Consider the following 12,633-nt stretch of genomic DNA (forward strand, 5'->3'; position numbering starts at 1 on the left):
AGAAAGAATGACACCAGGCGGACAAGCTCAAATAGGTAATGTTGATCTCGTAAAACAGCTTAACAGCGCGGCGGTTTATCGCCTGATTGACCAGCATGGGCCAATCTCGCGAATTCAAATTGCCGAGCAAAGCCAGCTTGCCCCCGCCAGCGTAACCAAAATTACGCGTCAGTTGATCGAACGCGGGCTGATCAAAGAAGTCGATCAGCAGGCCTCCACCGGAGGCCGCCGCGCTATCTCTATCGTCACAGAAACCCGCAATTTCCACGCCATTGGCGTACGCCTGGGGCGCCACGATACGACGCTCACTCTCTATGATATGAGCAGTAAAGTGGTCGCCGAAGAGCATTACCCTCTCCCGGAGCGCACCCAGGAAACGCTGGAATATGCGCTGCTCAACACCATTGCTATCTTTATTGAGAGCTGCCAGCGAAAAATCCGCGAGCTGATCGCAATTTCTGTCATCCTGCCAGGCCTTGTCGATCCTGAAAGCGGCGTCATCCGCTATATGCCACACATTCAGGTCGAAAACTGGGGACTGGTCGAAGCGCTCGAAAAACGCTTCAAAGTCACCTGCTTTGTTGGTCACGATATTCGCAGCCTGGCGCTGGCTGAGCACTATTTCGGGGCAAGTCAGGATTGCGAAGACTCCATTTTGGTGCGAGTGCACCGCGGAACCGGCGCGGGAATTATTTCCAATGGCCGCATTTTCATCGGTCGCAATGGCAACGTAGGTGAGATTGGTCATATTCAGGTTGAGCCGCTGGGTGAACGCTGTCACTGCGGTAATTTCGGCTGTCTGGAAACCATTGCCGCCAATGCTTCTATTGAACATCGCGTGCAGAACTTACTGAAGCAAGGCTATCCAAGCCGGCTCACGCTGGATGATTGCAGTATCAAAGCCATCTGTAAGGCAGCGAATAAAGGCGATAATCTGGCAGCAGAAGTCATCGAGCACGTTGGCCGCCATCTGGGTAAAACCATCGCTATCGCCATCAACCTGTTTAATCCACAGAAAATCGTTATTGCGGGCGAAATTACCGAGGCTGATAAAGTGCTGCTGCCTGCAATAGAAAGCTGTATCAACACGCAGGCGTTGAAGGCGTTTCGCCATAATTTACCGGTGGTTCGGTCCACGCTGGATCACCGCTCCGCCATTGGCGCCTTTGCGCTGGTGAAACGCGCAATGCTTAACGGGACTTTGCTGCAACGTTTGCTGGAAAGCTAATACACGTCATCCTTCAAGCTGCCTCTGCGTTAGCTGCATCTGCTCACCCCGGTCACTTACTTCCAGTAAGCTCCGGAGGTTCGCAGACTTGCCGCCTTGATGCGACTCGAATGATGTAGTGTATTTTGTGTATAGTAATGCCTTCTTTTTTTAATGTCGGATTGTCCATGGCCATTAAGAATGTAATTTGTGATATCGACGGCGTGCTGATGCACGACAATGTTGCTGTACCGGGTGCGGCAGAATTTCTGACTGCGATCCTGGAAAAAGGTCTGCCGTTAGTCCTGCTGACTAACTACCCTTCGCAGACCGGGCAAGATCTGGCAAACCGCTTCGCCACCGCAGGTGTGAATGTCCCTGATAGCGTCTTTTATACTTCCGCGATGGCTACCGCTGATTTTCTTCGTCGCCAGGAAGGAAAAAAGGCCTATGTGGTTGGTGAAGGCGCGTTAATTCACGAACTGTATAAAGCTGGATTTACCATTACCGACGTGAACCCCGATTTTGTGATTGTTGGCGAGACGCGTTCCTATAACTGGGACATGATGCATAAAGCGGCGTATTTTGTCGCCAACGGCGCTCGTTTTATCGCCACTAACCCGGATACCCACGGTCGCGGCTTTTATCCCGCCTGTGGAGCACTCTGTGCCGGTATTGAGAAGATCTCAGGTCGTAAACCATTTTATGTCGGCAAACCCAGCCCGTGGATTATTCGCGCGGCGCTCAACAAAATGCAGGCGCACTCAGAAGAAACCGTCATTGTTGGCGACAACCTGCGCACCGATATTCTGGCAGGTTTTCAGGCGGGTCTGGAAACTATCCTGGTACTGTCTGGCGTATCCAAGCTCGATGATATTGACAACATGCCGTTCAGACCAAGCTGGATTTACCCGTCTGTTGCTGAAATTGATGTGATTTGATTCGCAGGCCGGATAAGACATAAGTTCGTCTTATTCGGCAATTTTGCAGCGTTATTGCCGGATGGCGGCGTCATCGTCTTATCCGCCCCACGAAGTCTCTCCATTCAATAAAACCGCTATAAAACTGTCGATTCATCAATAAACACGTCTATTCTGTAATCTTTTTTCACCAATCCACAATGACCATTGCATTTTTTATTTTCTGACCCGCAATTCGCTTGCGCCCTCTCCCGCTTTGCGGCATTTTCTTTATCAAGCAAACATAAAAAGCATCACGCAACAGGTTAACGGAGAAGGTTATGTGTTCTATTTTTGGCGTATTCGATATTAAAACTGACGCAGTTGAACTGCGTAAAAAAGCCCTGGAATTGTCTCGTCTGATGCGCCATCGCGGCCCGGACTGGTCGGGTATTTACGCCAGTGATAACGCCATTCTGGCACACGAACGTCTGTCCATCGTCGACGTCAACGCCGGTGCTCAGCCGCTGTACAACGTGAAGAAAACGCATATCCTGGCGGTTAACGGTGAAATTTATAACCACCAGGCGCTGCGCGCTGAGTACGGCGATCGCTATCAGTTCCAGACAGGTTCCGACTGCGAAGTTATCCTCGCGCTGTATCAGGAAAAAGGCCCAGAGTTTCTGGATGATCTGCAAGGCATGTTTGCTTTTGCCCTGTACGACAGCGAGCAGGACGCTTATCTGATCGGTCGCGATCATATTGGGATCATCCCGCTGTATATGGGTTACGACGAACACGGTAACTTCTATGTTGCGTCTGAAATGAAAGCGCTGGTTCCTGTCTGCCGCACAATCAAAGAATTCCCGGCCGGTAGTTATTTATGGAGTAAAGACGGCGAAATTCGTCAGTACTACCAGCGCGACTGGTTTGAATACGATGCAGTCAAAGACAACGTTACCGATAAAAACGAGCTGCGCCAGGCGCTGGAAGATGCGGTGAAAAGCCACCTGATGTCAGATGTTCCTTATGGAGTACTGCTGTCCGGCGGTCTGGATTCATCAGTCATTTCCGCGATCACTAAAAAATACGCGGCACGCCGTGTTGAAGATCAGGAACGTAGCGAAGCCTGGTGGCCACAGCTGCACTCCTTCGCCGTCGGCCTGGAAGGCGCTCCTGATCTGAAAGCTGCACAAGAGGTGGCGAACCATTTGGGTACCGTGCACCACGAGATCCACTTCACCGTGCAGGAGGGTCTGGATGCGATCCGCGACGTGATTTATCACATCGAAACTTACGATGTCACGACGATTCGCGCCTCGACGCCAATGTACTTAATGTCGCGTAAAATTAAAGCGATGGGCATTAAAATGGTGCTGTCGGGCGAAGGTTCGGACGAAGTATTTGGCGGTTATCTCTATTTCCACAAAGCGCCAGATGCAAAAGAACTGCACGAAGAAACCGTGCGCAAGCTGCAGGCACTGCATATGTTCGACTGCGCCCGTGCCAACAAAGCGATGTCAGCCTGGGGCGTGGAGGCACGCGTGCCGTTTCTGGATAAGAAATTCCTTGATGTGGCGATGCGCATCAACCCGCAGGACAAAATGTGCGGCAACGGCAAAATGGAAAAACACGTTCTGCGCGAATGTTTTGAGTCCTACCTGCCAGCAAGCGTCGCATGGCGTCAGAAAGAGCAGTTCTCTGACGGTGTCGGTTACAGCTGGATTGATACACTGAAAGAAGTCGCTGCTGAACAAGTTTCTGACCAACAACTGGAAACCGCCAGCTTCCGTTTCCCATACAACACGCCATCATCTAAAGAAGCGTATTTGTACCGTGAGATTTTCGAAGAGTTGTTCCCGGTTGCGAGCGCTGCGGAATGCGTACCTGGCGGACCGTCTGTAGCCTGTTCTTCCGCTAAAGCGATCGAATGGGATGAAGCGTTTAAAACCATGAACGATCCGTCTGGTCGTGCGGTTGGCGTACACCAGTCCGCTTATAAATAAGTTAATCCTTAGAAAAGGGCCCTGCGGGGCTCTTTTTTTATGTCTGTTTTCTGTGCAAAAAAACAATTAATAACTAATAATTGCCGAATATTGCGTCATGCTGTTCGCAACCTAACCAAACAGTCACATTCCAGCTATTTTCAATGAAAAAGGGGTTGACGCTTCAAGGCTCAATACGCATAATGCGCCCCGCAACGCCGATAAGGTTACGCGAAAAAAAAGATGGCTACGTAGCTCAGCTGGTTAGAGCACATCACTCATAATGATGGGGTCACAGGTTCGAATCCCGTCGTAGCCACCATCTTTTTTTGCGGGAGTGGCGAAATTGGTAGACGCACCAGATTTAGGTTCTGGCGCCGCAAGGTGTGCGAGTTCAAGTCTCGCCTCCCGCACCATTCACCCGTAAGCGTTGCACGGATGGGGTATCGCCAAGCGGTAAGGCACCGGTTTTTGATACCGGCATTCCCTGGTTCGAATCCAGGTACCCCAGCCATTTTTTCTTCGATATAGCGGTTCACCGCAACGGTCATTGGGGTATCGCCAAGCGGTAAGGCACCGGTTTTTGATACCGGCATTCCCTGGTTCGAATCCAGGTACCCCAGCCATCGAAGAATATGATAGTATCTGGCTACGTAGCTCAGCTGGTTAGAGCACATCACTCATAATGATGGGGTCACAGGTTCGAATCCCGTCGTAGCCACCATATTAAGGACGTATCGACTCGTTCGGTAAATCCAAAAAATTGTTGGGGTATCGCCAAGCGGTAAGGCTCTGGTTTCTGATACCAGCATTCCGAGGTTCGAATCCTCGTACCCCAGCCAATTTCAAAAAGTCGTCCACTTTGTGGGTGCACCCGTTGGGGTATCGCCAAGCGGTAAGGCTCTGGTTTCTGATACCAGCATTCCGAGGTTCGAATCCTCGTACCCCAGCCATATTAAAAAAGCTCGCTTCGGCGAGCTTTTTGCTTTTCTAACGTCGGGTGATGGCAAGACTTACCAAGCCTACATGACTTGTAGGCCTGATAAGCGTAGCGCCATCAGGCACCACTCGAGCTACAACCCTAACGCATACTTCAGTGCCTGACGTTTCAGGACGCCAGCGCGCTCTGCGGCCATGAGCCCGAGATTACGCATGATGCGCAGCGGCTGCAGGTTATTGCTGAATCCGGCGTAGAACAGATCCATACCGCTTTGCATGATGAAATTGTCAGTCATACGGCGATTCTGATAACGCTTGAGCACCGGCTGACTGGCCCAGGATTCACCGTAGCTACGCGCATTCACCAGCACATCAATCAACGCATCGACATCACGAAAACCCAGATTAACGCCCTGCCCCGCCAGTGGGTGAATGGTATGCGCGGCATCACCTACCAGCGCCAGCCCCGGTTGCACATACTGCAGCGCATGACGACGCGTAAGTGGGAATGCCCCCGCCGCCACAGGCGTAACGTTACCGAGTCGTGAAGGGAAATGTTTAGCGATCTCCGCCTGCAGTTGCGGCATATTTAGCGCTTGCAATTGGCGGATGCGAGCTGGTGAGTCGTACCACACCAGCGAGGCCCAGTTATCGAACAACGGTAAAAACGCACGCGGACCGTCAGGGGTAAATTGCTGCCAGGTGCTGTCTCCCGGCGAATGCTCGCATTGCACGGTAATCAACATACAGGACTGCGCATACTGCCAGGCATGAATGCCAATCCCGGCCATTTTCCGCACCTGAGAATTGGCACCATCCGCGCCGATAACCAGCTTCGCGCTGATTTTTTCACCGTCTGCCAGTTCAAGTTCATGCCGATCGTGATGTTGATGCAAAGAGAGAAGCGACGCCGGCACGCGCAGCGTAACTTTAGGGTGAACTTCCAGCGCCTGCCAGAGCGCCTGTTGCAGGACCGTGTTCTCCACCATATAGCCCAACAGAGGCAGCTTAAGCTCGGCGGCATCAAACATCACATGGGCATTTTCCCATTCCCATGTTTCCAGACGACGGTAAGGATGGCTACGCATTCCCTGAACCGTATCCCAGACGCCCAGCCCTTTCAGCAACGACACGGAGGCGGAGCTAATGGCCGAAATTCTGACATCAGGCTGTCCGCCAGCAACAAACGGCGCAGGAGCGGCATGTTCAATCACCGTTACCGAAAATCCATGCTGCGCCAGTCCCAGCGCCAGCGCGCCGCCGACCATCCCCCCGCCGACAATGGCAATTTCCGTTGGTTGATTTGTCATGGTCAATTTTCCAGTTACATGTATTGTGTAAGTTTACAGGATTTTTTACCCCTTGAGGCTGACATCCGTCATACTGGTCACAACCGCGCCAAAGCAGTACACTATGCGCCCTGCATTTCAGCCACAATTTCGCAAGAGCAAGTCGATGACCAAAAAACTCCATATTAAAACCTGGGGCTGTCAGATGAACGAATACGATTCATCGAAGATGGCCGATCTGCTGGATGCCACTCATGGGTATCAACTGACTGACGTGGCGGAAGAAGCGGATGTGCTGCTGCTGAATACCTGCTCAATCCGTGAGAAGGCTCAGGAGAAAGTGTTCCATCAACTGGGCCGCTGGAAACTGTTAAAAGAGAAAAATCCCAAGCTCATCATTGGGGTCGGTGGCTGTGTTGCGTCTCAGGAAGGCGATCATATTCGCCAGCGCGCGCATTACGTCGATATTATTTTTGGGCCGCAAACGCTGCATCGCCTGCCGGAAATGATCAACAAAGTGCGTGGAAGCACGACCCGTAGCCCGGTGGTTGATATCAGTTTCCCGGAGATCGAAAAGTTCGACCGCCTGCCGGAACCGCGTGCTGAAGGTCCAAGCGCGTTTGTGTCCATCATGGAAGGTTGTAATAAATATTGTACTTACTGCGTGGTTCCCTACACCCGCGGTGAGGAAGTCAGCCGTCCGGCGGATGATATTCTGTTTGAAATCGCCCAACTGGCAGCCCAAGGCGTGCGTGAAGTGAACCTGCTGGGGCAAAACGTGAACGCCTGGCGTGGTGAAAACTACGACGGCACGATCGGATCCTTTGCCGATCTGCTGCGTCTGGTAGCAGCGATCGACGGCATTGATCGTATCCGCTTCACCACCAGCCATCCGATCGAATTCACCGATGATATCGTTGAAGTTTATCGCGATACGCCAGAGCTGGTGAGCTTCCTGCACCTGCCGGTACAGAGCGGCTCAGACCGCGTACTGAACCTGATGGGACGTACCCACACGGCGCTGGAATACAAAGCGATTATCCGCAAACTGCGCGCTGCGCGTCCGGATATCCAGATTAGCTCCGACTTCATCGTTGGCTTCCCTGGTGAAACCACGCAGGATTTCGAGCAGACCATGAAGCTGATCGCTGACGTCAATTTTGACATGAGCTACAGCTTTATCTTCTCTGCGCGTCCTGGCACCCCTGCCGCCGATATGGTTGATGACGTACCGGAAGAAGAGAAGAAACAGCGTCTGTACATTCTACAGGAGCGTATCAATCAGCAAGCCATGGCCTGGAGCCGTCGTATGGTTGGCACGACCCAGCGCATTCTGGTTGAAGGCACATCGCGTAAGAGCATTATGGAACTGTCAGGGCGTACCGAAAATAACCGCGTGGTGAACTTTGAAGGCAACCCGGATATGGTCGGTAAGTTCGTAGACGTAGAAATTACCGATGTCTGGACGAACTCCCTGCGCGGTAAAGTGGTGCGTACCGAAGACGAAATGGGCCTGCGCATCGCAGAATCCCCTGAATCGGTCATTGCGCGTACCCGCAAAGAAAACGATCTGGGTGTTGGTATTTATCAGCCTTAATCCTGCTGAAAGACGTAAAAAAGGCCCGATACCGCTACACTTATCGGGCCTACAATTCTGGGCTCGCTGTCCCGGCGGGCCTTGTAATCTGCCCTGGCATCCCCATATTTGCTGCAATGCTTGCGCCTTTTCCCCATGGCGTGAATAATTTCCTTAGATGCCGGTAAATGTTCAGCGTCCGGCGAGACATGCATAAGAGGAACAGTTTGAACATAGACACTCGCGAAATCACCCTTGAACCCGCAGACAACGCCCGCCTGTTGAGCCTTTGCGGCCCATTTGATGACAACATCAAACAGCTGGAACGTCGCCTCGGCATCGAAATTAACCGCCGTGATAACCACTTTAAACTGACCGGCCGCCCAATTTGCGTCACCGCTGCGGCAGATATTTTACGTAGTCTGTACGTCGATACCGCCCCAATGCGCGGTCAGACGCAGGACATCGAGCCTGAACAAATTCATCTGGCGATCAAAGAAGCGCGTGTGCTTGAGCAAAGCGCAGACAGCGTGCCTGAATTTGGCAAAGCGGTGAACATCAAGACCAAGCGCGGAGTAATTAAGCCGCGTACGCCGAACCAGGCACAGTACATTGCAAATATCCTCGACCACGACATCACCTTTGGCGTTGGCCCTGCGGGTACGGGTAAAACGTATCTCGCCGTTGCCGCTGCGGTTGATGCGCTTGAGCGTCAGGAGATCCGTCGTATTCTGCTGACCCGTCCGGCAGTGGAAGCGGGCGAAAAACTGGGATTCCTGCCGGGTGATCTCAGCCAGAAAGTCGATCCCTATTTACGACCGCTGTATGACGCGCTGTTCGAAATGCTCGGTTTTGAGAAGGTTGAAAAGCTGATTGAACGTAACGTCATTGAAGTTGCGCCGCTGGCCTATATGCGTGGCCGTACGTTAAACGATGCGTTCATCATTCTTGATGAGAGCCAGAACACCACCATCGAACAGATGAAAATGTTTCTGACCCGTATCGGCTTTAACTCCAAAGCGGTTATCACCGGCGATATCACCCAGATTGACCTGCCACGTAGCACCAAGTCCGGTCTGCGTCATGCCATTGAAGTGCTGGCTGAGGTCGACGAGATTAGTTTTAATTTCTTCCATAGCGAAGACGTGGTTCGCCATCCGGTGGTGGCTCGTATCGTCACGGCGTATGAAGCCTGGGAAGAAGCAGAACAGAAACGTAAAGCCGAGCAGGCTGCAGAACGCAAGCGCGAAGCTCAGGAGCAGGAACAAAAATGAGTCAGGTTATTCTCGATTTACAGCTGGCATGTGAAGACGAATCCGGTTTACCCACAGAAAGTCAGTTTCAGGGCTGGCTGGATGCGGTGATCCCGCAGTTTCAGGAGGAGTCTGAAGTCACTATTCGTCTGGTCGATGACGCGGAAAGCCACGAGCTGAACCTGACCTATCGCGGGAAAGATAAATCAACCAACGTGCTCTCTTTCCCGTTTGAAGCCCCGCCGGGCATTGAGATGCCGCTGCTGGGTGATTTGATCATCTGCCGTCAGGTCGTCGAGAAAGAAGCGCAGGAACAAGGTAAGCCGCTTGAGGCCCACTGGGCGCACATGGTGGTGCACGGAAGCTTGCATTTACTCGGCTACGACCATATCGAAGACGATGAAGCGGAAGAAATGGAATCCCTCGAAACAGAGATTATGCTTGCTCTGGGCTATGAGGATCCGTACATTGCCGAGAAGATTGCAGAATAGTAGCTTGCCGGATGGCGGCGCTTGCGCCTTATCCGGCCTACATTCATGCCTTTCGTAGGCCTGATAAGCGTAGCGCCATCAGGCAAAACATGCCGTCAACAGCTGAGTATACGCATGACGCGCTTTGTATTAACTAACATGAGAACCCATACGACGCCATGAGCGACGACAATTCACACAGTAGTGACACCTTAAACAGCAAAAAGGGATTTTTTTCCCTGTTACTGAGCCAACTTTTCCACGGTGAACCGAAAAACCGCGACGAACTGTTGGAGCTGATCCGTGATTCCGGGCAAAACGACCTTATCGATGAAGATACGCGCGATATGCTCGAAGGGGTAATGGATATTGCGGACCAACGCGTGCGCGACATCATGATCCCTCGCTCTCAGATGATTACCCTGAAACGCAACCAGACCCTGGACGAATGTCTCGATGTCATTATCGAGTCTGCTCACTCGCGTTTCCCGGTGATTAGCGAAGACAAGGATCACATTGAAGGGATTCTGATGGCCAAAGATTTGCTGCCGTTTATGCGCAGCGATGCCGAAGCCTTCAGCATGGAGAAAGTGTTACGCCAGGCGGTTGTCGTACCTGAAAGCAAGCGGGTTGACCGCATGCTGAAAGAGTTCCGCTCCCAGCGTTATCATATGGCTATCGTCATCGACGAGTTTGGCGGTGTCTCAGGTCTGGTGACCATTGAGGACATCCTTGAACTGATTGTCGGTGAAATTGAAGATGAGTACGACGAAGAAGACGATATTGATTTCCGTCAGCTCAGTCGCCACACCTGGACTATTCGCGCGCTGGCGCCGATTGAAGACTTCAACGAAGCTTTCGGGACCCACTTTAGCGACGAAGAAGTCGATACCATTGGCGGGCTGGTCATGCAGGCCTTTGGTCATCTGCCCGCGCGTGGGGAAACTATCGACATTGATGGTTACCAGTTTAAAGTGGCAATGGCCGACAGCCGCCGTATTATTCAGGTTCATGTCAGAATTCCGGACGACTCACCCCAGCCAAAACTGGACGAATAAACCCGAAACTGGATCTAAGACTACATGGCATTTGCCCCATTAATTGAACGCCAGCGCATTCGCCTGCTGCTGGCGTTATTATTCGGTGCCTGCGGGACACTGGCTTTCTCACCGTATGACATCTGGCCCGCTGCGATTGTTTCGCTGATGGGCCTGCAGGCTCTCACCTTCAACCGCCGTCCGCTCCAGTCTGCCGCTATCGGTTACTTCTGGGGGCTGGGACTGTTTGGCTCAGGCATCAACTGGGTTTACGTCAGTATCGCGCAGTTTGGCGGTATGCCCGGCCCGGTTAACATTTTCCTCGTGGTTCTGCTTGCCGCATACCTTTCCCTCTACACCGGTCTGTTTGCCGGTGTGTTGGCGCGCTTGTGGCCGAAAACCACCTGGCTGCGGGTGGCAATTGCCGCGCCGGTAGTCTGGCAAATCACGGAATTCCTGCGCGGTTGGGTACTGACCGGCTTCCCGTGGTTGCAGTTCGGTTATAGCCAGATCGACGGTCCGTTAAAGGGGCTGGCGCCGGTAATGGGCGTTGAGGCGATTAACTTCCTGCTGATGATGGTTAGCGGCCTGTTGGCGCTGGCGCTGGTGACACGAAATTGGAAGCCGCTGGTTGCCGCACTCGTGCTCTTTGCTCTGCCTTTTCCATTGCGCTATATCCAGTGGTACACGCTTGAGCCGGAAAAAACCACCCAGGTCTCGATGGTACAGGGCGACATTCCGCAGTCGCTTAAATGGGATGAAGGTCAGTTACTCAACACCCTGAAGATTTATCTCGACGCCACCCAACCCGAGATGGGCAAATCACAGCTAATCATCTGGCCAGAATCTGCTATTCCGGATCTGGAAATTAACCAGCAGCGTTTTCTGAGCATGATGGATGACCTGCTGAAATCGAAAAACAGCACACTGATTACCGGTATCGTGGACGCGCGTCTGAACAAGCAGAATCGTTACGACACCTACAACACCATCATCACACTGGGTAAAGACAGTCCATACAGCTACGACTCCAGAAACCGCTACAACAAAAACCATCTGGTACCGTTTGGCGAGTTTGTCCCGCTGGAATCAATCCTGCGACCTTTAGCGCCGTTCTTTGACCTGCCAATGTCTTCGTTCAGCCGTGGCCCGTACGTACAGCCACAGTTGCATGCACACGGCTTTAAGCTGACCGCTGCCATTTGCTACGAAATCATTCTTGGCGAACAGGTTCGGGATAACTTCCGTCCGGATACGGACTACCTGCTGACTATCTCCAACGATGCCTGGTTTGGTAAGTCTATTGGCCCGTGGCAGCACTTCCAGATGGCGCGGATGCGTTCCCTTGAGCTGGCGCGCCCCTTGCTGCGTAGCACCAACAATGGTATTACGGCGGTGATTGGTCCTCAGGGTGAGATTCAGGCGATGATCCCGCAGTTTACCCGTCAGGTGCTGACCACCAGCGTGACGCCAACCACGGGCCTGACCCCTTATGCCCGTACCGGTAACTGGCCGCTCTGGCTGCTGACTGCACTGTTTGGCTTTGGCGCAGTGGTAATGAGCCTGCGCCAACGTCGCAAATAAAACAGTGCCCCATCAAATTCAGGCCGGATAAGGCGGTACGCCGCCATCCGGCCGTTGTGCAGCATCTTGCCTGATGGCGCTACGCTTATCAGGCCAACTCCCCTCCAAAAGACCATTCTGGCACGTCTATTGCTTTGTTCTACAAGGCAAACGCTGTTTTGGCTGAATGTGCAACCTGGTCGCACCAAAGTTGAGCGCCGGTAGCACCTGAAAAGTGCAACAAGATATTTTTGCCCCCAAATGGTGCGGCGCACTTCGCAAAAATAAACAATAACACAGCAAATTCTTTACATTCATCCAAACTAAATGTTAACAAACACATACAAGACTGCACGTTTTAGTAGCAAACAATAACAACATCACAATGGGTATCAATGCGTCCCTGGCGCAGACG

9 protein-coding genes and 7 tRNA genes are annotated in these 12,633 nt (G+C 52.4%); 15 read left to right on the plus strand and 1 reads right to left on the minus strand.

Annotated features, from left to right (window positions below; genetic code table 11):
* Positions 1 to 7 precede the first annotated feature (7 nt).
* The 10 genes from nagC to OGV85_RS22355 all read left to right on the plus strand — a co-directional run bounded on the left by nagC (position 8) and on the right by OGV85_RS22355 (position 5,044).
* On the plus strand, positions 8 to 1,228 hold the full coding sequence (nagC, locus tag OGV85_RS22310) for a DNA-binding transcriptional regulator NagC (RefSeq protein ID WP_003022796.1): 1,221 nt from the start codon (positions 8 to 10) through the stop codon (positions 1,226 to 1,228).
* A 167-nt stretch (positions 1,229 to 1,395) separates the two neighbouring features.
* Positions 1,396 to 2,148 carry a ribonucleotide monophosphatase NagD gene (gene nagD, locus OGV85_RS22315; RefSeq protein ID WP_061548070.1) on the plus strand — a complete coding sequence of 251 codons (753 nt, stop codon included), beginning with the start codon at positions 1,396 to 1,398 and terminating at the stop codon, positions 2,146 to 2,148.
* Between the two features lie 299 nt (positions 2,149 to 2,447).
* Complete coding sequence (asnB, locus tag OGV85_RS22320; RefSeq protein ID WP_003835552.1) at positions 2,448 to 4,112, plus strand: asparagine synthase B; 1,665 nt, start codon at positions 2,448 to 2,450, stop codon at positions 4,110 to 4,112.
* Between the two features lie 224 nt (positions 4,113 to 4,336).
* Positions 4,337 to 4,413: transfer RNA gene (locus OGV85_RS22325), tRNA-Met, on the plus strand.
* A gap of 9 nt (positions 4,414 to 4,422) precedes the next feature.
* Positions 4,423 to 4,507: transfer RNA gene (locus tag OGV85_RS22330), tRNA-Leu, on the plus strand.
* A 23-nt stretch (positions 4,508 to 4,530) separates the two neighbouring features.
* Positions 4,531 to 4,605, plus strand: a tRNA-Gln gene (locus OGV85_RS22335).
* Between the two features lie 37 nt (positions 4,606 to 4,642).
* Positions 4,643 to 4,717, plus strand: a tRNA-Gln gene (locus OGV85_RS22340).
* Between the two features lie 21 nt (positions 4,718 to 4,738).
* A tRNA-Met gene (locus OGV85_RS22345) sits at positions 4,739 to 4,815 on the plus strand.
* Positions 4,816 to 4,858: 43 nt separating this feature from the next.
* Positions 4,859 to 4,933, plus strand: a tRNA-Gln gene (locus OGV85_RS22350).
* A 36-nt stretch (positions 4,934 to 4,969) separates the two neighbouring features.
* Positions 4,970 to 5,044, plus strand: a tRNA-Gln gene (locus OGV85_RS22355).
* A gap of 120 nt (positions 5,045 to 5,164) precedes the next feature.
* Here the strand turns inward: OGV85_RS22355 and ubiF are convergent.
* A complete protein-coding gene (gene ubiF, locus OGV85_RS22360; RefSeq protein ID WP_003022782.1) occupies positions 5,165 to 6,340 on the minus strand; it encodes a 3-demethoxyubiquinol 3-hydroxylase in 1,176 nt (391 codons plus the stop codon).
* A 145-nt stretch (positions 6,341 to 6,485) separates the two neighbouring features.
* Between ubiF and miaB the strand changes: the two genes are divergently transcribed.
* From miaB to lnt, 5 genes are all read left to right on the plus strand, one after another.
* Positions 6,486 to 7,916 (plus strand): tRNA (N6-isopentenyl adenosine(37)-C2)-methylthiotransferase MiaB, encoded by a 1,431-nt coding sequence (miaB, locus tag OGV85_RS22365; RefSeq protein WP_003831327.1) that lies wholly within the window; start codon positions 6,486 to 6,488, stop codon positions 7,914 to 7,916.
* A 206-nt stretch (positions 7,917 to 8,122) separates the two neighbouring features.
* The gene (locus OGV85_RS22370) at positions 8,123 to 9,169 is read left to right on the plus strand and encodes a PhoH family protein (protein ID WP_003022776.1); all 1,047 of its coding nucleotides are present in this window, start codon (positions 8,123 to 8,125) and stop codon (positions 9,167 to 9,169) included.
* The gene (gene ybeY / locus OGV85_RS22375) at positions 9,166 to 9,639 is read left to right on the plus strand and encodes an rRNA maturation RNase YbeY (RefSeq protein WP_003022773.1); all 474 of its coding nucleotides are present in this window, start codon (positions 9,166 to 9,168) and stop codon (positions 9,637 to 9,639) included. The genes OGV85_RS22370 and ybeY overlap by 4 nt, the downstream gene beginning before the upstream one ends.
* A gap of 158 nt (positions 9,640 to 9,797) precedes the next feature.
* Positions 9,798 to 10,676, plus strand: coding sequence for a CNNM family magnesium/cobalt transport protein CorC (gene corC / locus OGV85_RS22380; RefSeq protein ID WP_003022770.1), 879 nt, complete (start codon positions 9,798 to 9,800; stop codon positions 10,674 to 10,676).
* A gap of 24 nt (positions 10,677 to 10,700) precedes the next feature.
* Complete coding sequence (gene lnt, locus OGV85_RS22385) at positions 10,701 to 12,239, plus strand: apolipoprotein N-acyltransferase (protein ID WP_016149783.1); 1,539 nt, start codon at positions 10,701 to 10,703, stop codon at positions 12,237 to 12,239.
* Positions 12,240 to 12,633 lie beyond the last annotated feature (394 nt).

Origin of the sequence: Citrobacter sp. Cf132, assembly GCF_030333885.1 — a bacterium.
Taxonomy (GTDB): domain Bacteria; phylum Pseudomonadota; class Gammaproteobacteria; order Enterobacterales; family Enterobacteriaceae; genus Citrobacter; species Citrobacter freundii.

Coding starts and splice junctions, on each gene's coding strand:
- nagC (WP_003022796.1), top strand. CDS start 8: ATGACACCAGGCGGACAAGCTCAAATAGGTAATGTTGATCTCGTAAAA.
- nagD (WP_061548070.1), top strand. CDS start 1,396: ATGGCCATTAAGAATGTAATTTGTGATATCGACGGCGTGCTGATGCAC.
- asnB (WP_003835552.1), top strand. CDS start 2,448: ATGTGTTCTATTTTTGGCGTATTCGATATTAAAACTGACGCAGTTGAA.
- ubiF (WP_003022782.1), bottom strand. CDS start 6,340: ATGACAAATCAACCAACGGAAATTGCCATTGTCGGCGGGGGGATGGTC.
- miaB (WP_003831327.1), top strand. CDS start 6,486: ATGACCAAAAAACTCCATATTAAAACCTGGGGCTGTCAGATGAACGAA.
- ybeY (WP_003022773.1), top strand. CDS start 9,166: ATGAGTCAGGTTATTCTCGATTTACAGCTGGCATGTGAAGACGAATCC.
- corC (WP_003022770.1), top strand. CDS start 9,798: ATGAGCGACGACAATTCACACAGTAGTGACACCTTAAACAGCAAAAAG.
- lnt (WP_016149783.1), top strand. CDS start 10,701: ATGGCATTTGCCCCATTAATTGAACGCCAGCGCATTCGCCTGCTGCTG.